General features: G+C 60.6%; 14 protein-coding genes. 8 read left to right on the top strand and 6 right to left on the bottom strand.

The features are described 5' to 3' along the window. Window positions 1-85: 85 nt before the first annotated feature. A complete protein-coding gene (locus tag PMI32_RS19600; protein WP_008027383.1) occupies window positions 86-2,476 on the top strand; it encodes a sensor domain-containing diguanylate cyclase in 2,391 nt (796 codons plus the stop codon). A gap of 138 nt (window positions 2,477-2,614) precedes the next feature. On the opposite strand, the gene dacB is transcribed toward PMI32_RS19600, so the two are convergent. Continuing rightward, window positions 2,615-4,075 (bottom strand): D-alanyl-D-alanine carboxypeptidase/D-alanyl-D-alanine endopeptidase, encoded by a 1,461-nt coding sequence (gene dacB / locus PMI32_RS19605; RefSeq protein ID WP_008027381.1) that lies wholly within the window; start codon window positions 4,073-4,075, stop codon window positions 2,615-2,617. Window positions 4,076-4,309: 234 nt separating this feature from the next. On the opposite strand from dacB, the gene PMI32_RS19610 reads away from it, so the two are divergent. Beyond that, the gene (locus PMI32_RS19610; RefSeq protein WP_008027379.1) at window positions 4,310-4,654 is read left to right on the top strand and encodes a YggL family protein; all 345 of its coding nucleotides are present in this window, start codon (window positions 4,310-4,312) and stop codon (window positions 4,652-4,654) included. A gap of 183 nt (window positions 4,655-4,837) precedes the next feature. Here PMI32_RS19610 and PMI32_RS19615 read toward each other — a convergent pair whose 3' ends face one another. Beyond that, window positions 4,838-6,031, bottom strand: a complete 1,194-nt coding sequence (locus PMI32_RS19615; RefSeq protein WP_008027377.1) for a benzoate/H(+) symporter BenE family transporter — start codon at window positions 6,029-6,031, stop codon at window positions 4,838-4,840. Window positions 6,032-6,384: 353 nt separating this feature from the next. On the opposite strand from PMI32_RS19615, the gene PMI32_RS19620 reads away from it, so the two are divergent. After that, window positions 6,385-7,149, top strand: a complete 765-nt coding sequence (locus tag PMI32_RS19620; RefSeq protein ID WP_008027375.1) for a GntR family transcriptional regulator — start codon at window positions 6,385-6,387, stop codon at window positions 7,147-7,149. A 170-nt stretch (window positions 7,150-7,319) separates the two neighbouring features. Here PMI32_RS19620 and guaD read toward each other — a convergent pair whose 3' ends face one another. From guaD to xdhA, 4 genes are all read right to left on the bottom strand, one after another. Continuing rightward, window positions 7,320-8,624: a guanine deaminase gene (gene guaD / locus PMI32_RS19625; RefSeq protein ID WP_008027372.1), complete on the bottom strand. Its 1,305-nt coding sequence runs from the start codon at window positions 8,622-8,624 to the stop codon at window positions 7,320-7,322. Window positions 8,625-8,632: 8 nt separating this feature from the next. Next, complete coding sequence (xdhC, locus tag PMI32_RS19630) at window positions 8,633-9,478, bottom strand: xanthine dehydrogenase accessory protein XdhC (protein ID WP_008027370.1); 846 nt, start codon at window positions 9,476-9,478, stop codon at window positions 8,633-8,635. A 139-nt stretch (window positions 9,479-9,617) separates the two neighbouring features. After that, window positions 9,618-12,017: a xanthine dehydrogenase molybdopterin binding subunit gene (gene xdhB / locus PMI32_RS19635; RefSeq protein WP_008027367.1), complete on the bottom strand. Its 2,400-nt coding sequence runs from the start codon at window positions 12,015-12,017 to the stop codon at window positions 9,618-9,620. Then, a complete protein-coding gene (gene xdhA, locus PMI32_RS19640) occupies window positions 12,010-13,464 on the bottom strand; it encodes a xanthine dehydrogenase small subunit (protein ID WP_008027365.1) in 1,455 nt (484 codons plus the stop codon). Before xdhA ends, xdhB begins: the two co-directional genes overlap by 8 nt. A 266-nt stretch (window positions 13,465-13,730) precedes the next feature. On the opposite strand from xdhA, the gene PMI32_RS19645 reads away from it, so the two are divergent. The 5 genes from PMI32_RS19645 to PMI32_RS19665 form a co-directional block, all read left to right on the top strand. Then, a complete protein-coding gene (locus PMI32_RS19645; RefSeq protein ID WP_008027363.1) occupies window positions 13,731-14,390 on the top strand; it encodes a GntR family transcriptional regulator in 660 nt (219 codons plus the stop codon). Window positions 14,391-14,392: 2 nt separating this feature from the next. Further along, the gene (smc, locus tag PMI32_RS19650) at window positions 14,393-17,881 is read left to right on the top strand and encodes a chromosome segregation protein SMC (protein WP_008027361.1); all 3,489 of its coding nucleotides are present in this window, start codon (window positions 14,393-14,395) and stop codon (window positions 17,879-17,881) included. Window positions 17,882-18,138: 257 nt separating this feature from the next. Then, window positions 18,139-18,993 carry a cell division protein ZipA gene (gene zipA / locus PMI32_RS19655; RefSeq protein ID WP_008027358.1) on the top strand — a complete coding sequence of 285 codons (855 nt, stop codon included), beginning with the start codon at window positions 18,139-18,141 and terminating at the stop codon, window positions 18,991-18,993. A gap of 177 nt (window positions 18,994-19,170) precedes the next feature. Then, window positions 19,171-21,528 (top strand): NAD-dependent DNA ligase LigA, encoded by a 2,358-nt coding sequence (gene ligA / locus PMI32_RS19660; protein ID WP_008027356.1) that lies wholly within the window; start codon window positions 19,171-19,173, stop codon window positions 21,526-21,528. Between the two features lie 172 nt (window positions 21,529-21,700). Further along, on the top strand, window positions 21,701-22,401 hold a 701-nt coding region (locus PMI32_RS19665), incomplete at its 3' end, for a putative zinc-binding metallopeptidase (RefSeq protein WP_008027354.1).

Below are 22,401 nucleotides of genomic sequence, written 5' to 3'. Positions count from 1 at the left end.
GTGCTGGTCAAATTGATGGCTAATAGCTATAACTCATCGCATGGCCAATGGGCTTTTCCGGCACCTGGCGTTTTGAGTTGCCTCTATGTCGTTGCACGCCGTGCGCCCAAAGATCCTGGGTTTTATCAGTGAAGACGTCTCGGCCTGGCTGGTCGCGCTGTTTGTATTGGTCGTCGGCGGGGTTCTCACCGGGTTGCTCGCCTGGTCGACCCTGAATCTGTTTCACCAACAATTGCGGCAACGTTTCCAACTGCTGGCCAGTGAACGTTACAGCCGTATCGAAGAACGTTTCGAAGATCAGGAGCAGCGCCTCGATGGCCTGCGCCGATTCTTTGTCAATTCCGATTCGGTTGCCCGCGAGGAATTCGACGGTTACACCCAACCTTTGCTGCACCGGACTCAGGCCTATTCGTTCGCCCTGCGGGTCAGTCGTGCCGAGCGGGCGGAGTTTGAGCGTCGGGTGCGGAAAGAGGGGGTACCCGATTTCAACATTCGTGAGCTCAATGCCGACGGTCAGCTGCAATTGGCGGCGGAGCGCGATGAGTATGTCGCGGTGCTGTACAGCCAGACCCAGAGCAAGCTCGGCTCACCGTTGGGCTACGATCTGGCCGCGCAGCCCCTGCGCCGTGCCACCCTGGACCGGGCGGACCAGCATGGCCGGATGGCGGTGTCGCAGCCGATGCATCTTGTCGCTATCGAGCCGGCTTATGCACGGGGCGTGTTGCTGGTGGCGCCGGTCATGCCACGCAGCAGTCCAGACACGAAACCTTACGGTTATGTGATGGCGGTGATCAGCATGCGGCAGTTGCTGGCCGATGGCTTGCCGGAAGCGGGCCGCGATTATCTGTCAGTGCGAATCCTCGACCTGTCCATCGAAGAACAGCACGAAGTGCTTTACGAATCGCCCAACGGCCCTGCCGTCAGTGAGTTGTCCGCGACCCGGCTGCTGCGGCTGGCCGACCATGACTATCAGGTCGACATCCAGCCCAGCGAGGCCTTCCTGCAAGCCAACCACTCTTCGGTCAGCAGCCTGGTGGTGCTGGGTGGTTTGCTCAGTCTGCTGCTCAGCTCGCTGCTTTATGTGTTGGTCAGTCAGCGTCAACGCGCGCTGAAAATGGTCGAGCAGCGGACCCAGGAGTTGCGCGCCCGAGAGCAGGAGCTGCGCGGCACCCATGGTCAACTGCGTGGCGTATTGAATGCCGCGACCCAGGTGGCAATCATCGCCACCGACCTGCGCGGCGTCATCAGCACGTTCAACGCTGGGGCGGAGCAGATGCTCGGCTACTCAAGCGTGGAAGTGGTGGGGCACATGACCCTGGAAAACCTGCACCTGCCCCGGGAGCTTGCTGCGCGTTCGGCCGAATTGAGTGCACGTTATGGCAAACCGATTCCGACCTGCCAGGCGATGTTGGTCGAGGGCGGCGAGGAGGGCGGTCACGAGGCGCGGGAGTGGACGCTGGTGCGTGGCGATGGCAGCCAGTTGACGGTGAACATGCTGGCGACCCCGGTGCTCGACGAGCAAGGTTTGTGGGTCGGGCACCTGGCTATCTGCATCGACGTCACCGAGCGCAAACGGGTGTACGAAGCGCTCGCCGCACGGGATTTGCTCTTGAAGAAACTCAGTGCCCATGTGCCCGGCGGGATTTACCAGTTCAAGATGGAATTCGACGGGCGCTTCAGTGTGATCTACGCCAGCGACGGCATCCGCGATATCTACGAGCTCGAGCCAGATGTCTTGTTGCTCAATGCCGAGGCGATTTTCACCCGGATTCACCCCCAGGACACCACCCGGGTCCGCGCTTCGATCCGGGCGTCGGCGGACACGCTCAGCCCGTGGCGCGAAGAGTACCGCGTGCAGTTGCCAACGCGGGGGGTGCGCTGGGTCCGTGGCGAAGCGACCCCGGAAGAACTGCCCGGCGGCGGCGTGCTCTGGCATGGCTATATCTCGGACATCTCCGACCTCAAGCGCGTCGAAGAAGAGCTGCGGGCGCTGTCGATCACCGACTCGCTGACCGGGATCCACAACCGTCGCTACTTCCAGGAGCGCCTGACCACCGAGATGGTTCGTGTGGAGCGCGGTGGCGGCGAGTTGTCGGTGATCATGCTCGACATCGACCATTTCAAACGCATCAATGACCAGCATGGCCACGCCGTGGGCGATCGGGTGTTGCAGGCGGTGTGCGAGCGCATCGGCAATCGCCTGCGTCGCACCGATGTGTTTTGTCGCCTGGGCGGTGAAGAGTTCATGGTGCTCTGCCCGGACATCGATGGCGAACAAGCCTATGGGCTGGCGCTGGAGCTGTGGCAGGGCTTGCGCAGTTCACCGATCGACGACGTCGGGATCGTCACGGCGAGTTTCGGCATTGCCAGTTGGCGTGTCGACGAAGGCGCGGATGCGCTGTTGCTGCGGGCGGACTCGGGGGTGTATGCGGCGAAACAGGCGGGACGGGATCGGGTTCAGGGCGAGTTGAATTAGCTGCTGGCTGCACGCATACCCCTGTAGGAGCGAGCCTGCTCGCGAAAAACGTCAACGATAACGCGTGTTGTCTGAATGAACGCGGTGTCTGGAAGTTTTTCGCGAGCAGGCTCGCTCCTACAGGGGATCTGCGGTGTTTTACAGAACCGAAGCCGTATCCGGCAGTTTCGGCTGGCGATACAAGTCCAACAGCACCTGATCCAGCACCGACGATGCGCCAAACGGGGCCTTGTCGTTGAGGATCGCCACCACCGCCCAAGTGTTGCCATTGACGTCGCGGCTGAAGCCGGAGATCGCGCGCACGGTGTTCAGGGTGCCGGTCTTGACGTGGGCTTCGCCGCGCATCGCGGTGGTCTTCAGGCGTTTGCGCATGGTGCCGTCGGTGCCGGCAATCGGCATCGAACTGATGAACTCGGCAGCGTACGGGCTATGCCACGCGGCTTGCAGCATCGCCGCCATTTCACGGGCGCTCACGCGTTCTGCGCGGGACAGGCCGGAACCGTTTTCCATCACCAGGTGCGGCGCGGTAATGCCTTTCTTCGCCAGCCACTGACGCACCACGCGCTGGGCCGCTTTGGCGTCATCGGCGTCGGCGTCGGTGCGGAACTTCTGGCCCAGGCTCAGGAACAGCTGCTGCGCCATGGTGTTGTTGCTGTATTTATTGATGTCGCGGATGACTTCCGCCAGGTCCGGCGAGAAGGCACGAGCCAGGACCTTGGCGTCTTTCGGCGTGGCCGCCAGAACGTCCCTGCCCTGAATGCTGCCGCCCAGTTCCTTCCAGATCGCCCGGACGGCACCGGCGGTGTACGTCGCGTGGTCGAGCAGCGACAGGTAAGTCTGCGAGCTGCAGCCTTCGCCCAACTGCCCGCCGACGGTCACGGTGACGCTGCCGTCGGCCTGGGTCACCGGGTTGTAACGCACGCCACCGGTGCATTGCTTGCCGTTGACAGCCTTGACCTGGTTTTCGATGCGGATGCTGGCAATCGGCGGCTCTACCGAGATCAGCACACGGCCGTTGTCGTTGCGCGCGACGAAGCGCAGGGCCTTGAGGTTGACCAGCAGCGAATCGGGTTTGACCAGGAACGGTTTGTTCTCGTCATTGCCATCATCGTTGAACTCCGGCAGTTGCGGTTGCACGAAGAAGCCACGATCCAGCACCAGGTCGCCGGTGACTTGCGTCACGCCGTTGGCCCGCAGGTCGCGCATCAGCAGCCAGAGTTTTTCCATGTTCAGCTTCGGATCGCCGCCACCCTTGAGGTAGAGGTTGCCGTTGAGAATGCCGCCGCTGAGGGTGCCGTCGGTGTAGAACTCGGTTTTCCACTGGTGGTTCGGGCCGAGCATTTCCAGCGCTGCATAGGTGGTCACCAGTTTCATGGTGGACGCCGGGTTGACCGAGACGTCAGCGTTGAAAATGGTCGGGGTGCCAGGGCCGTTGAGCGGGATCATCACCAGCGACAGGGCGTTGTCCTGCAGCTTGCTGGCCTTGAGGGCTTTTTCGACGTTGGGCGACAGCGCGGTGTTGATGGTGGCGGCGGAAACGGGGAGGGCCAGCGGGAGAAGAAGACTGGCCAGCAGCAGTGGACGCAAAGATTTGATCATCTGAAATAAAACCCTACAGCCGAGGGGAAAAAAGACGAGGGCATGAAGATAATTTCCCTCAGTGGTCATGAAAGTGTCGGCATTATGCCCCAAGGTGTAGCGGCTTGTGCCGTGCCCGCGCCTTCTAATCCGCTATTTTTTTACCGGCGGTAACGCGTTGCGCCCAGAGAGTCGGGCAATTGGCGGCTTAAACTGCTAAAGTGCCGCCCGTTATTACTTATGAGGATTGTTCCAATGGCGACTAACCGTTCCCAGCGTCTGCGCAAAAAACTGTGCGTCGATGAATTTCAAGAGCTGGGTTTCGAACTGAACCTGGATTTCAAAGAAGATTTGGCTGATGAAGCCATTGATGCTTTCCTCGACGCGTTCCTGAAAGAAGCCATGGAAGCCAACGGTCTGGGCTATGTTGGCGGCGACGACTTCGGTCTGGTTTGCCTGCAGAAACGTGGCTCGGTGTCCGAAGAGCAGCGTGCAGCTGTTGAAGCCTGGCTCAAAGGCCGCAGCGAACTGACTGAAGTCACCGTCAGCCCGCTGATCGACGTCTGGTACCCGGAAAAGCCGATCAATCCGGTAGCTTGATGTCATAAAAAACGGCGACCCAAGGGTCGCCGTTTTTTATGCCTGTCAGAAACCACCGCCCGCTCCCCCTGTGGGAGCGAGCCTGCTCGCGATGGACTTCAGAGCACCACGGGGTATCAGATTCCCCGCGTAATCGTTAACGTCCATCGCGAGCAGGCTCGCTCCTACAGGGGACGGTGTGTATCAATCAGCCTTGCGCCAATTCAGAATCACCAGCGTCAACACCCCCGCCACAATCCCCCAGAACGCCGAACCCACGGAAAACAGCGTCAACCCCGACGCCGTGACCATAAAGGTGATCAGCGCCGCTTCGCGTTCCTTCACTTCGGCCATGGCAATGCTCAAGCCATTGATGATCGAGCCGAACAACGCCAGCGCCGCAATCGACAGCACCAGTTCTTTGGGCAGCGCGGCAAACAGCGCCGCCAGCGTCGCGCCGAACACCCCGGCAATCCCGTAGAAAACTCCGCACCACACGGCGGCCGTGTAACGCTTGTTGCGGTCTTCGTGGGCATGCGGCCCGGTGCAGATCGCCGCGCTGATGGCGGCCAGGTTGATCCCGTGGGAACCGAACGGCGCCAGCAGCAGCGAGGCGATGCCCGTCGTAGTAATCAGCGGCGAGGCCGGCACGGTGTAACCGTCGGCGCGCAGCACCGCAATGCCCGGCATGTTCTGCGAGGTCATCGCCACCACAAACAGCGGAATGCCGATGCTGATGGTCGCGGCCAGGGAGAAGTGCGGCGTGGTCCAGACCGGCGTCGCCACTTCCAGGTGAAACGCGCTGAAATCCAGCAGCCCCATGAACCCTGACAGCGCTGTACCGATCAGCAGCGCAGCGAGTACCGCGTAGCGCGGCGACAGGCGCTTGACCACCAGGTAGGTGAAAAACATCCCCAGCACCAGCGCGGTGCGATGTTGGGCGGCGACAAAAATTTCGCTGCCGATCTTGAACAGAATCCCGGCCAGCAACGCGGCGGCCAATGAGGCTGGAATCTTCTTCACCAGGCGTTCGAAGCTGCCGGTCAAGCCACAGATGGTGACCAGCACCGCGCAGGTCATGTAGGCGCCAATGGCTTCGCCGTAACTCACACCGCCCAGGCTGGTGATCAGCAACGCCGCACCGGGTGTCGACCACGCGATGGTGATCGGCGTGCGATAACGCAGGGACAGGCCAATCGAACACACCGCCATGCCAATGGAAATCGCCCAGATCCACGACGAAATCTGCCCGCTGGTCAGGCCTGCCGCTTGCCCGGCCTGGAACATCAGCACCAGGGAGCTGGTGTAGCCGGTCATCATCGCGATGAACCCGGCGACGATGGCGGAAGGGGACGTGTCCGCCAATGGGCGGAGCTGCGTGTGCGTGGCGTCGTTCATGACAACGGTGTTCCTTAATACGTACGAAAATACCCAAAGCAACACAATCCCCAATGTAGGAGCCAGCTTGCTGGCGATGGTGTTTCAGACACATTGATGTTGACTGATACACCATCGCCAGCAAGCTGGCTCCTACAAGGGGATCGCATTGGGCTGCGGATTCTGCGGATAAGCCTAAACTCAAACGTAAGCAATCGTTGCGATACAGCAAAGGCGACAAACAGCCGTACAGTCGTGTTGCCACCATCCATTGTGTACAATCGCGGTGTTTTTTACGCGATACTTGCCAGCGACCCACTGTGCCGTATTACAGTCACGGTCAATTCGCCGCAGTTCTCCCGACTCGAGTGCCCATGAACGAACAGTTGCAACCCCTCAAGAAACAACCGCGAGCAGGCAAAGCCGGCCGCAGCGGTACCCAGGACGATATTGTCTACGCGCATATCTTCGAGGCCATCCTCGAACAGCGCCTGGCGCCCGGCACCAAGTTGAGCGAAGAAGCGCTGGGGGAAATTTTCGGGGTCAGTCGCACCATCATTCGCCGCGCGCTGTCGCGCCTGGCCCATGAAGGCGTCGTGCTGTTGCGGCCGAATCGCGGCGCGGTGGTTGCCAGCCCGAGTGTCGAGGAAGCGCGCCAGGTGTTCCTCGCCCGGCGTCTGGTCGAGCGCGCGATCACTGAACTGGCCGTGCAGCACGCCACCGCCGAGCAAATCGCCGAGTTGCGGCAGATGGTCAACGACGAGCGCGACAGCTTTTCCCGTGGCGATCGCGGTGCCGGCATTCGTCTGTCGGGCGAATTCCACCTGAAACTGGCCGAAGCAGCGAAGAATGCACCGCTGATCAGCTTCCAGCGCAGCCTGGTGTCCCAGACTTCGTTGATCATCGCGCAGTACGAAAGCGGCAACCGTTCGCACTGTTCCTATGACGAACACACCCAACTGATCGACGCGATCGAAGCGCGCAACGGTGAGCTGGCGGTGAACCTGATGATGCATCACATGGACCACATCGACAGCAAACTCAACCTCGACGAAGAAAGCGCGTCGGATGATTTGCATGCGGTGTTCTCGCATTTGTTGCAGACCAAGAAGCCAGGGCGTTCGCCGGCGAAAATCTAACGCCGTCCCCTGTAGGAGCGAGCTTGCTCGCGATGATCGTTAACGATTGCGCGGGGTATCTGAAACCCCGCGGCGCCCTTGAGTCCATCGCGAGCAGGCTCGCTCCTACAGGGCATAAAAAATCCCCCGGAATCTGATGATCGCGGGGGATTTTTTATGCCCGAAAAACCTTAGCGCTGATGCACCTGATTCCCCGCCGCATACGTCTGCAACACCGTCCGGTCATCCCCCAGCGTCATCAACACAAACAACGTCTCGGCAATGTTGTTCGCCTGCTTCAAGCGGTAGCTCAGCAACGGCGTGGCGTTGTAATCCAGCACCAGGAAGTCCGCGTCGGTGCCCGGTTGCAGTGTGCCGATCTTGTCCTCAAGCCTCAGTGCCCGTGCGCCGCCCAGCGTCGCCAGGTACAACGATTTGAACGGGCTCAGTCGCGCCCCTTGCAGTTGCATGACCTTGTACGCCTCGTTCAACGTTTGCAGCAGCGAGAAACTGGTGCCGCCGCCCACATCGGTGCCGATGCCGACATTGAGTTTGTGCTTCTCGGCCATCGGCAGGTTGAACAGGCCGCTGCCGAGGAAGAAGTTCGAGGTCGGGCAGAACGAGATGGCCGAGCCGGTTTCTGCCAATCGCGCGCATTCGTCATCGCACAGGTGCACGCCGTGGGCGAAGACCGAGCGCTCGCCGAGCAACTGGTAGTGATCGTAGACGTCCAGGTAGCCTTTACGCTCCGGGAACAGTTCCTTGACCCACTCGATTTCCTTGAGGTTTTCGCTGATGTGGGTCTGCATGTACAGGTCCGGATATTCACTCAGCAACTGGCCGGCGAGGGTGAGCTGTTCCGGGGTGCTGGTCGGGGCGAAACGCGGCGTCACGGCGTAGTGCAAGCGACCCTTGCCGTGCCAGCGCTCGATCAACGCCTTGCTTTCGACATAGCTGGATTCGGCGGTGTCGGTCAGGTAGTCCGGCGCGTTGCGGTCCATCATCACCTTGCCGGCGATCATCCGCAGGTCCAGCTGTTCAGCCGCTTCGAAGAACGAGTTCACCGATTGCGGGTGCACGCTGCCGAATACCAGCGCGGTGGTGGTGCCGTTGCGCAGCAGTTCCTTGATGAAAATGTCTGCGACTTCGTCGGCGTGAGTCTTGTCGGCGAACTGGCTTTCACACGGGAAGGTGTAGGTGTTGAGCCAGTCCAGCAACTGCTCGCCGTAGGCACCGACCATGCCGGTTTGCGGCAAGTGGATGTGGGTGTCGATGAAACCGGGGGTGATCAGCGCGTCCTGATAATGAGTGATCTCGATATCGGCGGGCAGGGTTGGCAGCAATTCGCTGGCGTGACCGAGCGCGCTGATCTGGCCGTTATCGACCACCAGCAAACCGTCTTCGAAATACTCGTACGAGGCTTCGATACCCACTTCAGCGGGGTCGGCGATGCTGTGCAGGATGGCGGCGCGGTAGGCTTTGCGAGTCAGAGGCATGGGCGTTCTCAATTAGAGGCTTGGCTGCGGCGTGAAGCAGGCAGCAGTTTGGCAATCGACGATCCGGCACTGGCGGTGTGCTGGCCGAAATTCGCGTTATAGGTGGCGATGATTTCGCCGGCGATGGAGATGGCGATTTCCACAGGCAATTTGCCTTTGACTTCGCCGATGCCCATCGGGCAGCGCATGCGTTGCAGCACGCTGCTGTCAAAACCACGGTCGCGCAGGCGGTGTTCGAACTTCACCCGTTTGGTTTTCGAACCGATCAGGCCGAAGTAGGCGAAGTCGTTGCGCTTGAGGATCGCGGCGGTGAGTTCGAGGTCGAGCTGATGATTGTGGGTCATGACGATGCAGTAGCTGCCGGCGGGCAGGTCGTCGATTTCATCCACCGGCTCTTCGGCGACGATTTTGCGCACGCCGTGGGGGATCTGTTCAGGGAATTCATCTTCCCGCGAGTCGATCCAGCGCACCCGGCAGGGCAGGCTGGCGAGCAGCGGCACCAGTGCTCGACCGACATGGCCGGCGCCGAACACGGCGATCTGCGCCTGGACCTGGCCCATCGGTTCGAACAGCAACACGGTCACTCCGCCGCAGCACTGGCCGAGGCTGGCGCCGAGGCTGAAGCGCTCCAGGTGCGTGTCCTGTTTGCCACTGGCGAGCATCTCGCGGCCGATCTGCATGGCCTTGTATTCCAGATGCCCGCCACCGATGGTGTCGAAGGTCTGGCTGGCGCTGATGACCATTTTCGAACCGGCATTGCGCGGCGTCGAGCCGAGCTCTTCGATGATGGTCACCAACACGCAGGGTTCACCGCGGTTTTGCAGGTCGGCGAGGGCGTCGATCCAGTTGTACATGTTTCACCTCGACATCTGTGTTGTCTGTTCGGGCCTCATCGCTGGCAAGCCAGCTCCTACAGGGTTCGCGTCGTACACTAAATCGCGATCCACCACCGATCTGTAGGAGCCAGCTTGCTGGCGATCCAGGCGCCTCGGTCTAGAGCGGAGCCAACTCGGTTTCGGTTTCAACGGCCTTCGCCGCCTTCAACTGCCGCATCTGCTCACAGCCCCACAACACCCGCTCCGGCGTCGCCGGCGCATCGATTTTCGGTTGATGTTTGTAATCACCCAGGCTCGCCACAGCGTCCTTGATCGCACACCACGACGCGATGCCGAGCATGAACGGCGGCTCACCCACAGCCTTGGAATGGAACACCGTGTCTTCCGGGTTCTTGCGGTTTTCCACCAGCTTCACCCGCAGGTCCAGCGGCATGTCGGCGACCGCCGGAATCTTGTAGCTCGCCGGGCCGTTGGTCATCAGTTTGCCCTTGGCATTCCAGACCAGCTCTTCCATGGTCAGCCAGCCCATGCCCTGGATGAAACCGCCCTCGACCTGACCGATGTCGATGGCCGGGTTCAGCGAGGCGCCGACGTCGTGGAGGATGTCAGTGCGCAGCATTTTGTACTCGCCGGTCAGCGTATCGACGATCACTTCACAGCACGCCGCGCCGAACGCGTAGTAGTAGAACGGCCGACCACGGGCCTGGCTGCGGTCGTAGAAGATTTTCGGGGTCTTGTAGAAGCCGGTGCTCGACAGCGAGACCTGAGCGAAATACGCCTGTTGGATCAGCGCTTCGAACGTCAGGATGTGATCGCGAACCCGTACGTGGCCGTTGTGGAATTCCACGTCTTCTTCGCTGACCTTGTACTGGCGCGCAGCAAATTCAACCAGGCGTTTCTTGATGATTTCCGCCGCGTTTTGCGCAGCTTTACCGTTCAGGTCAGCACCGCTGGAGGCGGCGGTCGGCGAGGTGTTCGGCACCTTGTCGGTGTTGGTCGCGGTGATCTGCACGCGGTCCATTTCCACCTGGAACACTTCGGCCACGACCTGCGCGACTTTGGTGTTCAAGCCCTGGCCCATTTCCGTGCCGCCATGGTTCAGGTGGATGCTGCCGTCGGTGTAGACGTGCACCAGCGCACCGGCCTGGTTGAGGAAACTGGCGGTGAAGGAAATACCGAATTTCACCGGGGTCAGCGCCAGGCCTTTTTTCAGGATCGGGCTGTTGGCGTTGTAGCGGCGAATCGCTTCGCGGCGCTCGGCGTACTGGCTGCTTTCTTCCAGTTCGGCGGTCATTTCCTCGAGCATGTTGTGCTCGACGGTCTGGTAGTAATGGGTGACGTTGCGCTCGGTCTTGCCGTAGTAGTTGGCCTTGCGCACCGCCAGCGGGTCGAGGGCCAGATGCCGGGCAATCGCGTCCATGACTTCTTCGATGGCGACCATGCCTTGCGGGCCGCCGAAGCCACGGTAAGCGGTGTTCGATGCGGTGTTGGTCTTGCAGCGGTGACCGTTGATGGTTGCATCGCCGAGGTAGTACGAGTTGTCGGCGTGGAACATCGCACGGTCGACAATCGAGTTCGACAGGTCCGGCGAGCAGCCGCAGTTACCCGCCAGTTCCAGCTGGATGCCGTGCAGGCGCCCGCTGTCGTCAAAGCCCACGTCGTACTCGACATAGAACGGGTGACGCTTGCCGGTCATCAGCATGTCTTCGACACGCGGCAAGCGCATTTTGGTCGGTTGGCCGGTCAGGTGCGCAATCACCGCGCACAGGCACGCCGGGCTCGCTGCCTGGGTTTCCTTACCACCAAAACCACCGCCCATGCGGCGCATGTCGACGACGATTTTGTTCATCGACACGTCCAGCACTTCCGCCACCAGTTTCTGTACTTCGGTGGGGTTTTGCGTGGAGCAGTAGACGATCATCCCGCCGTCTTCAGTGGGCATCACCGACGAGATCTGTGTTTCGAGGTAGAAGTGCTCCTGGCCGCCAATGTGCAGCGTGCCCTGGATACGATTTTTTGCTGTCGTCAACGCGCCCGCTGAATCACCGCGTTCATGGGTGTGACTGTCCAGCACGAAATGCTTTTTGCGAAAGGCCTCGACCACGTCCAGCACCGGTTCCAGGTCTTCGTATTCGATCATCGCGGCCATGGCAGCTTTGCGTGCGGTCTCCAAGTCACGAGCGGCAACGGCCAGTACCACCTGGCCGACGAACTGCACGGTGTCGATGGCCAGCAACGGATCACCGGGCATCAGCGGGCCGATGTCTTTCAGCCCCGGCACGTCTTCGTGGGTGATGGCGATGCGCACGCCTTCGAAGGCGTAGCAAGGCTTGGTGTCGATGCTGATGATTTTCGCGTGTGCGCGGTCCGACAGCCGTGCGTAAACGTGCAACTGGTTCGGGAATTCCAGACGGTCGTCGATGTACTGCGCTTCACCGGACACATGCTTGGCGGCGCTGTCGTGCTTGACGCTGCGGCCGACGCCGGTGGTCAGGTCCTTGGCGAACAGTTCAGCCAGTTCGGCTTGGGTCTTCTCTACAGCGTGATGATTAGACATAAGCGGTCACCCGAGTCTCGATGTGCGGCGTTTGCAGTTCAATGAAGTATTTGCGCAGCAGGTTTTGTGCACTGAGCAGGCGGTATTCCTTGCTGGCGCGGAAGTCCGAGAGCGGCGTGAAATCTTCGGCCAGTGCAGCGCAGGCGCGTTCGACGGTGGCGTTGTTGAACGGTGAACCGAGTAATACGGCTTCGCAGTTGGCGGCGCGTTTCGGGATGGCAGCCATGCCGCCGAAGGCAACGCGTGCGTCGGCGATCACACCGTTTTCCAGGCGGATGTTGAAGGCGGCGCAAACGGCGGAAATGTCATCGTCCAGACGCTTGGAAACCTTGTACGCACGGAACAGTTGTTCGGCGCTGGCACGCGGCACGATGATCTTCTCGATGAACTCGCTTTCCTGACGCGCGGTGACGCGGTAATCGATGAAGTAGTCTTCCAGGGCCAGGGTGCGGCGGGTTTCGCCCTTGCACAGCACAATCTGCGCGCCCAAGGCGATCAGCAGTGGTGGTGAGTCGCCGATCGGCGAGGCGTTGCCAATGTTGCCGCCGAGGGTGCCCTGGTTGCGGATCTGCAACGAAGCGAAGCGATGCAGCAATTCGCCGAAGTCCGGGTACTCGGCGTTCAAGGCTTCATAGCAGTCGGAGAGGGCGGTGGCGGCGCCGATTTCCAGGCGATCGTCAAAGCGTTCGATACGCTTCATCTCGGCGACGTTGCCGACGTAAATCATCACCGGCAGCGTGCGGTGGAACTGCGTGACTTCCAGCGCCAGGTCCGTGCCGCCAGCCAGCAGCCGGGCCTGTGGATAAGCGTCGTAGAGGTCGGCCAGATCGGCGACGGTCAGCGGCACCAGGCAGCGCTTGTCGCCGCTGTTGAGTTCGCCGATATCGGTCGGCGCGATGGCCTTCAGACGAGCAATGGTCTCGGCTTCGCGAGCGTCGAATTGATCGGGTTGCTTGCCGCAGCAGGATTGCTCGGCGGCTTGCAGAATCGGCCGATAGCCGGTGCAACGGCAGAGGTTGCCGGCCAGTGCTTCGTGCGCTTTATGCGAATCCGGTTGTTCGCTGTTCTTTTGCAGCGCGAACAGCGACATCACGAAACCGGGGGTGCAGAAGCCGCATTGCGAGCCGTGGCATTCGACCATGGCTTTCTGCACGCTGTGCAGTTCGCCTTGGTGCTTGAGGTCTTCGACGCTGATCAGTTGCTTGCCATGCAGCGACGAAACGAACGTCAGGCACGAGTTGAGGCTGCGATAGCGAATGTGTTCGCGGCCATCGTCATCCGATTGCAACTCGCCGACCACCACGGTGCACGCGCCGCAGTCACCGCTGGCGCAGCCTTCTTTGGTGCCGGGTTTGCCCACATGGTCGCGCAGATAATTGAGCACGGTCAGGTTTGGGTCCAGGGCGTGCTCGCTACGGAGTTCCTGGTTAAGTAAAAACTGGATCACGGAAGGCCTCGCAGACTCATTATTGTTGTTAACCGACTTGGACCGAATTTATCAGGTCTGACTTTGCGGTCAATGATTTTCTGACTTAAAGGTCAGGAAATAGCATTTTGTCGATCAACGACTCGTTCCTTCATTATTGACCCTTGCGGGTTAGCCTGCTTTTTGCGGGATTCGTGCCAAAAACCGCCGAGTGGGCACTCCGCCATGACCCCTCATGTGCGCTACACTGCGCCGCTTGTACAGATCGAAGAATTTGAAGGACACCCATGACGTTCAAGGCGCCGGACAGCCTCGCCGAGCAAATTGCTCACCACCTCGCCGAACGCATCATTCGTGGCGAAATGAAGCCCGGGGAGCGCATCCAGGAACAGAAGGTCACGCTGGCCCTCAATGTCAGCCGCGGCTCGGTCCGCGAAGCCTTGCTGATCCTCGAGCGTCGCCACCTGATCGCGATCCTGCCGCGACGCGGCGCGCATGTGACCGAACTCACCGTGCACAAGGTGCAGAGCCTGTGCGCGCTGATGGGCGAGATGTACATCCTGCTCGCCAATGCCGTGGCCACTGGCTGGAAAGTCCAGGCCGACCTGGCGCCGTTCTTGCAAATCCAGCAGCGCCTGACCGCGAGCTACGAGCGTCAGGACATCCATGCCTTCGTCGACGACAGTTTCAATGTGATGCGCGCCACCTACGGGTTTGCCAACAACCCGTACTTGCAGGAAACCGTCGAGAATCTGCAACCGGCCATGAGCCGTGCATATTTCCTCGCCCTGGAGCAGCGCAAGGCCTCGATGAGCGAGTATCTGGAACTGTTCGAACGCTTGCTCGCGGCCGTGATCGCCCGTGACCATGCGCTGATTCGCACCGTGCTGACCGCGTATTGCCAGCGCAGTTGCGATCTGGTGATTGCTGCCCTGACGGACGCTTAAGCGTGCGGCTCAAGTGCATCAAGCTGGCGGGGTTCAAATCCTTCGTCGATCCGACCACGGTGAACTTCCCCAGTAACATGGCGGCGGTGGTCGGGCCCAATGGCTGCGGCAAATCGAACATCATCGACGCCGTGCGCTGGGTGATGGGCGAGAGCTCGGCCAAGAACTTGCGCGGCGAGTCGATGACCGACGTCATCTTCAACGGTTCGACCAGCCGTAAACCGGTGAGCCAGGCCAGCATCGAGCTGGTGTTCGACAACACCGACGGCACCCTGCTGGGCGAATACGCCGCCTATGCGGAAATTTCCATTCGCCGCAAAGTGACCCGCGACAGCCAGACCACCTATTACCTCAACGGCACCAAGTGCCGTCGCCGCGATATCACCGACATCTTCCTCGGTACCGGCCTGGGTCCGCGCAGCTACTCGATCATCGAGCAGGGGATGATCTCCAAGCTGATCGAGTCCAAGCCCGAAGACTTGCGCAACTTCATTGAAGAAGCGGCGGGCATCTCCAAGTACAAGGAGCGCCGGCGCGAGACCGAAAACCGTATTCGCCGCACCCACGAAAACCTGGAGCGCCTGACGGACCTGCGCGAAGAGCTGACGCGTCAGCTTGAACGCCTGCACCGCCAAGCGGAAGCGGCCAAGAAGTATCAGGAATACAAGGGCGAAGAGCGTCAACTCAAGGCCCAACTGTCGGCCCTGCGCTGGCAGGCCTTGAACGAACAGGTCGGTCAACGCGAAGCGATCATTGGCACCCAGGAAGTCACGTTCGAGGCGCTGGTGGCCGAGCAGCGCAACGCCGACGCGAGCATCGAACGCTTTCGCGACGGGCACCATGACCTGTCGGAGCGCTTCAATCTGGTGCAGGGGCGTTTCTATTCGGTCGGTGGCGACATCGCCCGGGTCGAGCAGAGCATCCAGCACGGTCAGCAACGCCTGCGTCAGCTGCAGGATGATCTGAAAGAAGCCGAGCGCGCGCGCCTGGAAACCGAATCTCACCTGGGTCACGACCGCACGTTGCTGCTGACCCTCGGCGAAGAGCTGGACATGCTTACGCCGGAGCAGGAAGTCACTAGCGCCGCCGCTGAAGAAGCTGCCGCGGCGCTGGAAGAATCCGAAACCACCATGCACGGCTGGCAGGAGCAGTGGGACACGTTCAACCTGACCGCCGCCGAGCCGCGTCGCCAGTCCGAAGTCCAGCAGTCACGCATCCAGCAGCTGGAAACCAGCATGGAGCGTTTGGCTGATCGCCAGAAGCGTCTCGGCGAAGAACGCGCCTTGCTTTCGGCGGACCCGGAAGACGCGGCGATCATGGAGCTCAGCGAGCAGTTGGCCGCTTCCGAGGCCACGCTCGAAGACTTGCAGGCCAGTGAAGAAGCGCAGGTCGAGCGACTTGAGCAACTGCGTCAGGAATTGCAGCAAGCGTTGTCGGCGCAGCAACAGGCGCAGGGCGATTTGCAGCGTCTCAACGGGCGTCTCGCTTCGCTTGAAGCCTTGCAGCAAGCCGCGCTCGATCCGGGCACCGGCACCGCTGAATGGCTGCGCGAGCAACACCTGGCGGACCGTCCACGCCTGGCCGAAGGCCTCAAGGTTGAAGCCGGTTGGGAGCTGGCGGTGGAAACCGTGCTCGGCGCCGATCTGCAAGCGGTGCTGGTGGACGATTTCGGCGGTTTCGACCTGGCCGGTTTTGCCCAAGGCGATTTGCGATTGCTCAGCCCCGCCAGCGATGGCGTGCGCGTGCCCGGCAGCTTGCTCGACAAGGTCGAGGCGCAGATCGATCTGTCGTCGTGGCTGGGGCAAGTCAAGCCGGTTGAAAACCTCGAACAGGCCTTGGCGTTGCGCAGTCAGTTGAGCGCCGGTCAGAGCCTGATCAGCCGCGATGGATACTGGGTTGGCCGGCACTTTTTACGGGTGCGCCGCGCCAGCGAAGCGGAAAGTGGCGTGCTGGCTCGCGGTCAGGAAATCCAGCGCTTGAGCGTTGAGCGCGAAGAGCGTGAAGCCACGGTCGAAACCCTCGAAACCCAACTTCAGAATCTGCGGGCACAACAGCGTCAGCAGGAAAACGGTCGCGAACATTTGCGCCGTTTGCTGCAGGACGAAGCGCGTCAGCAAGGCGAATTGAAAGCCCAGTTGTCTGCCGGCAAAGCCAAGGTCGAGCAACTGACCTTGCGCCGTACGCGGCTCGATGAAGAACTCACCGAACTGGCCGAGCAGCGTGCGCTGGAACACGAAAACATCGGCGAAGCACGTCTGCAATTGCAGGAAGCTCTCGACGCCATGGCGCTGGACACCGAGCAGCGTGAGCTGCTGCTGGCCCAGCGCGACAGCCTGCGCGAGCGCCTTGACCGCGTGCGTCAGGAAGCCCGGCAGCACAAGGATCACGCGCATCAACTGGCGGTGCGTCTGGGTTCGCTCAAGGCGCAACACGACTCGACGCGTCAGGCGCTGGAACGGCTGGAAATGCAGTCCGAGCGCCTCACCGAAAAACGCGAACAGCTCAGCCTCAATCTGGAGGAGGGCGAGGCGCCGCTGGAAGAGCTGCGCCTGAAGCTCGAAGAGTTGCTCGACAAGCGCATGACCGTCGACGAAGAACTCAAGACCGCACAGATTGCCCTCGAAGACGCCGACCGCGAATTGCGTGACGCCGAAAAACGCCGCCATCAGGCCGAGCAGCAATCGCAGTTGATTCGTGGCCAGATGGAAACCCAGCGCATGGAATGGCAAGCCCTGACCGTGCGCCGCAAGACCCTGGAAGATCAGTTGCTGGAAGACGGTTACGACCTGCACGGCGTACTCGCCACGCTGACGACCGAAGCCAGCGAAAAGGACGCTGAAGAGGAACTCGAACGCATTGCCGCACGCATTCAGCGCCTCGGCGCGATCAACCTCGCGGCCATCGACGAATATCAGCAACAATCCGAGCGTAAACGTTATCTGGATGCGCAGAACGACGATCTGGTCGAAGCACTGGACACCCTCGAGAACGTGATTCGCAAGATCGACAAGGAAACCCGCAACCGCTTCAAGGATACCTTTGATCAGATCAATGGCGGTTTACAGGCGCTTTTCCCAAAAGTTTTCGGTGGAGGACGCGCGTATTTGGAACTGACGGGCGAAGATCTACTCGATACAGGGGTGACGATCATGGCGCAGCCGCCCGGAAAGAAGAACAGCACCATCCATTTGCTCTCCGGTGGCGAAAAAGCCCTGACCGCACTGGCCCTGGTTTTTGCGATCTTCAAGTTGAATCCGGCGCCGTTCTGCATGCTCGATGAAGTTGACGCGCCGCTGGATGACGCTAACGTTGGACGCTACGCCCGGCTGGTGAAAGAGATGTCGCAGACGGTGCAGTTCATCTATATCACCCACAACAAGATCGCCATGGAAATGGCCGATCAATTGATGGGGGTGACGATGCACGAACCGGGTTGCTCGCGTCTGGTGGCAGTGGATGTCGAGGAGGCGATGGCGATGGTGGATGCCTGAGTCGGCGTCTGTAGGTTGAGTTTTTTTGTCCGTAGGACTTATTTACCTTCCTTGACTTGCTGGCCAATCGACATATTCGCGCAAGCCATTGTGACAGACGGTGTAAAGTTGCCTTTGGTCGTGCTAGTTTAATGTCAATTTTTCGTATACGTGGGCAAAACGCCTGTCAGAACATAGAGTTGGCGCCACGTTTTAAAGCGGTTTGCAAGTTGTAAGCCCCTTATTTTTCAGCATTTTTTATAGAGGCACGGGATTACATGGAAATCGGTCTGCGCGAGTGGCTGATCGTCATCGGCATTATTGTCATTGCCGGTATTCTTTTCGATGGCTGGCGCCGGATGCGCGGCGGCAAGGGAAAACTGAAGTTCCGTCTTGATCGAAGTCTGTCCAATTTGCCGGACGAGGACACCAGCGCCGAGCTGTTGGGCCCGCCGCGCGTTCTGGATACCCACAAAGAACCGCAGCTGGACGAGCACGATCTGCCGTCGGTGAGCATGCCTGCCCGTGAGCCCCGTGAGTCGGGTTCCAAGCGCGGCAAGCGTGGCCATGGCGAACCGTCGCAAGGCGACATGAACCTCAGCCTGGACCTGGACGGCGGCCCGAGCTTCAGCAGCCGTGACGACGATTTCCCGGTTGACGCCAAGTCTTCGCCTTCGGTCAGCGACAAAGAACAACCGCAAGCCGAAGAAGTGCTGGTGATCAGCGTGATCTGCCGCGACGCCGCTGGCTTCAAAGGCCCGGCGCTGTTGCAGAACATCCTCGAAAGCGGTCTGCGCTTCGGTGAGATGGACATTTTCCACCGCCACGAAAGCATGGCTGGCAACGGCGAAGTCCTGTTCTCCATGGCCAATGCGGTCAAGCCGGGCGTCTTCGATCTGGACGACATCGACCACTTCAGCACACCGGCCGTGAGCTTCTTCCTTGGCCTGCCAGGCCCGCGTCATCCGAAGCAGGCCTTCGACGTGATGGTGGCTGCGGCGCGCAAACTGTCCCAGGAGCTGAACGGCGAACTGAAAGACGACCAGCGCAGCGTGCTGACCGCCCAGACGATCGAGCATTACCGTCAGCGCATCGTCGAATTCGAACGCCGCGCCCTGACCCAGAAGCGCTGATATTGGTGGCCTGCGGAAAATCCTGAATTCCCCGCAGGTCTGTGTAGGAGCCGGCTTGCTGGCGATGGCGTACTCGTGATCGCCATCGCCAGCAAGCTGGCTCCTACAATTAAAATCACCGCCGTATTTACAGATTGAGCAGCCTCGGCTGCTCTTTTGCTTTATGAGAGAACACCCATGACCGCCGCCAAAACCCGCATTCTAGAGCTGCGCGCTGAGCTGGATCAGCACAACTATCGCTACCACGTGATGGACGAGCCGAGCATTCCGGACGCCGAATACGACCGGTTGTTCCATGAGCTCAAGGCCCTCGAAACAGCCAACCCTGACCTCATCACCAGCGACTCGCCAACCCAGCGCGTCGGCAGCGCGGCGCTGTCGGCGTTCACCCAGGTGCGTCACGAAGTGCCGATGCTCAGCCTCGGCAACGCCTTCGAAGAAACCGACATGCGCGAGTTCGATCGTCGGGTGACTGAAGGCCTCGATCTGCCAGCCGGCGACTTGTTTGGCGGCGGGGCGGCGGTGGAGTACAGCTGCGAACCGAAGCTCGATGGCCTGGCGGTCAGCCTGCTTTATCAGGACGGTGTGTTGGTGCGCGGCGCAACGCGTGGTGACGGCACCACCGGTGAAGACATCAGTGTCAACGTACGCACCGTGCGTAATATTCCGCTCAAACTGCAAGGCACCGGCTGGCCGGCGACCCTGGAAGTACGCGGCGAAGTGTTCATGTCCAAGGCCGGGTTCGAGCGGCTCAACGCCACGCAACTGGAAGTCGGCGGCAAGACCTTCGCCAACCCGCGCAACGCGGCGGCGGGCAGCTTGCGGCAGCTCGATTCGAAGATCACTGCCAACCGTCCGCTGGAATTCTGCTGCTACGGCATCGGTCAGGTTTCGGCGGAGATTGCCGACACTCACATCGGCAATCTGAAGCAGCTTCAGGCATGGGGCATGCCGATCAGTCGCGAGCTGAAACTGGCACACGGCATCGATGAATGCCTGGATTACTACCGCGACATCGGTGAGCGCCGCAACAGCCTGGCCTATGAAATCGACGGCGTGGTGTTCAAGGTCAACAGCATCGCCTCCCAGCGTGAATTGGGCTTCCGCGCCCGCGAACCGCGCTGGGCGATTGCCCATAAATTCCCGGCGATGGAAGAGCTCACCGAATTGCTCGACGTGGAATTCCAGGTCGGTCGGACCGGTGCCGTAACGCCGGTGGCGCGCTTGAAACCAGTCAAGGTGGCGGGCGTCACCGTGGCCAACGCGACGCTGCACAACATGGACGAAGTGGCGCGTCTGGGGCTGATGATCGGCGACACCGTGATCATTCGCCGCGCGGGCGACGTGATTCCGCAGGTGGTGCAAGTGGTCATGGAGCGCCGCCCGGAAAACGCACGGCCAGTGCAGATTCCTGAACAGTGCCCGGTCTGCGGTTCGCATGTCGAACGCACACAATTGGTCAAGCGCAGCAAGGGTCGCGAGACCATCAGCGAGGGCGCGGTGTATCGCTGCGTCGGTCGCCTGGCCTGCGGCGCGCAACTCAAGCAAGCGATCATTCACTTCGTTTCCCGTCGAGCGATGGACATCGAAGGGTTGGGCGAGAAGAGCGTCGAGCAGTTGGTGGACGAAGGTCTGGTGAGTTCGCCGGCCGACCTGTACGCCCTGACGTTCGAGCAAATCGTCGATCTCGAAGGCTTTGCCGAGCTGTCGAGCAAGAACCTGCTCAGCGCCATCGAAGACAGCAAAAAGCCGGGCCTGGCGCGCTTCATCTACGCCCTCGGCATTCCCGATGTCGGCGAAGAGACCGCCAAGGTGCTGGCACGCTCCCTCGGCTCGCTGGAGCGGGTTCAGCAGGCGTTGCCGCAAGTGCTCACGTACTTGCCGGATGTCGGTCTGGAAGTGGCTCACGAGATTCACAGCTTCTTCGAAGATGCGCATAACCAGCAGGTGATCGCCGAACTGCTCAAGCATGGCTTGCAGATTCAGGATCAGGGCGAGTTGGGCGCCGAGTTTGCGGCGAGCACCACGCTGGGCGGTTTCCTCGACAAGCTGCACATTCCTTCGGTCGGGCCGGGCGGGGCGCAGAAGCTGGCGGAAAAATTCGGTTCGCTGGAAGGTGTGTTTTCTGCTGACTGGCTGGACATGCGCCAGGCCTTGCCAGAGAAACAGGCCAATTCGGTTCGCGAGTTCTTTGCCGTCGCCGAAAATCGTCAGATCGCTGAAGCCGCTGAAAAGCAGCTGCGCGATTTCGGCATGCATTGGCAGAGCGAGAAGAAGGTCGTCGAAGGCTTGCCGTTGGCTGGGCAGACCTGGGTGTTGACCGGCTCGCTGGAATTGATGAGCCGCGATATCGCCAAGGACAAACTGGAAAGCCTCGGCGCCAAAGTGGCCGGTTCGGTGTCGGCCAAAACCCATTGCGTGGTGGCCGGGCCGGGTGCCGGTTCGAAGTTGGCCAAGGCCAATGAGCTGGGGTTGAAGGTGCTGGATGAAGAGGCGTTTGTCGCGTTTTTGAGTACACACGGTATTTCTGTGTGATGCCAATCGCGAGCAGGCTCGCTCCCACATTTGACCGCATTCCTACTGGAAGAACGCGGTTACCTGTAGGAGTGAGCCTGCTCGCGAAGGCGATATTCGCCATCACGCAAAATCCGGGAACGATCGACAACCAATCATGATCTAGTCTTGGCAAGCCCAGGGAGAGATCGCCATGCACCGCTTCTTCGAACAGCTCAGCTCACGCATCGCCGCACCTTTCATCGGCGAAAGCTCGCGCAACAGCAAGGTCTGGCATTGTCGCTGCGGGCAGTCGCTGTTCTTTCGCAACAGCCAGTGCCTGGCCTGTTCGGCGGCCTTGGGCTATCAGCCTGAACAGAGTCGCTTATCGTCGTTACAGCCCGGTTCGCAGGTCGATACCTGGATTCTCGATGCCAACCCCGGCGCGGGTATCTTCCGGCGCTGCGCCAATCTCGACACCCCGGCCGCCTGCAACTGGCTATTGCCGGCCAACGATCACGAAACCTTGTGCATCGCTTGCAGCCTGAATCACACCATTCCTGATTTATCGCTTCCCGAGAATCACGAACGCTGGCGCAAGGTCGAAATCGCCAAGCGTCGGCTTGTTGCGCAACTGGTCAGCCTGGGTTTGCAGGTCATCCCCAAAACCGTGGACGAAGAGAGCGGACTGGCCTTCGATTTCATTGGTGTCGACCTCGAAGGCAAGCCACCGACCACGGGCCATGCCAACGGCCTGATCACCCTCGATATCAAAGAAGCCGACGACGCGCACCGCGAGCAGGTGCGGGTGCAGATGCATGAACCGTATCGCACGTTGCTCGGGCACTTCCGTCATGAGGTCGGGCATTATTATTGGGACCGGCTGATCGCCAGCAGCCAGTGGCTGGGGGCGTT

The sequence above is a fragment of the Pseudomonas sp. GM60 genome (genome assembly GCF_000282415.1).
Taxonomy (GTDB): Bacteria; Pseudomonadota; Gammaproteobacteria; order Pseudomonadales; family Pseudomonadaceae; genus Aquipseudomonas; species Aquipseudomonas migulae.
This window is presented reverse-complemented; position numbering and strand designations above follow the sequence as displayed.

Excerpts from the sequence above, each read along its gene's own strand:
- PMI32_RS19600 (WP_008027383.1), top strand. The coding sequence starts at position 86 with ATGTCGTTGCACGCCGTGCGCCCAAAGATCCTGGGTTTTATCAGTGAA.
- dacB (WP_008027381.1), bottom strand. The coding sequence starts at position 4,075 with ATGATCAAATCTTTGCGTCCACTGCTGCTGGCCAGTCTTCTTCTCCCG.
- PMI32_RS19610 (WP_008027379.1), top strand. The coding sequence starts at position 4,310 with ATGGCGACTAACCGTTCCCAGCGTCTGCGCAAAAAACTGTGCGTCGAT.
- PMI32_RS19615 (WP_008027377.1), bottom strand. The coding sequence starts at position 6,031 with ATGAACGACGCCACGCACACGCAGCTCCGCCCATTGGCGGACACGTCC.
- PMI32_RS19620 (WP_008027375.1), top strand. The coding sequence starts at position 6,385 with ATGAACGAACAGTTGCAACCCCTCAAGAAACAACCGCGAGCAGGCAAA.
- guaD (WP_008027372.1), bottom strand. The coding sequence starts at position 8,624 with ATGCCTCTGACTCGCAAAGCCTACCGCGCCGCCATCCTGCACAGCATC.
- xdhC (WP_008027370.1), bottom strand. The coding sequence starts at position 9,478 with ATGTACAACTGGATCGACGCCCTCGCCGACCTGCAAAACCGCGGTGAA.
- xdhB (WP_008027367.1), bottom strand. The coding sequence starts at position 12,017 with ATGTCTAATCATCACGCTGTAGAGAAGACCCAAGCCGAACTGGCTGAA.
- PMI32_RS19645 (WP_008027363.1), top strand. The coding sequence starts at position 13,731 with ATGACGTTCAAGGCGCCGGACAGCCTCGCCGAGCAAATTGCTCACCAC.
- zipA (WP_008027358.1), top strand. The coding sequence starts at position 18,139 with ATGGAAATCGGTCTGCGCGAGTGGCTGATCGTCATCGGCATTATTGTC.
- ligA (WP_008027356.1), top strand. The coding sequence starts at position 19,171 with ATGACCGCCGCCAAAACCCGCATTCTAGAGCTGCGCGCTGAGCTGGAT.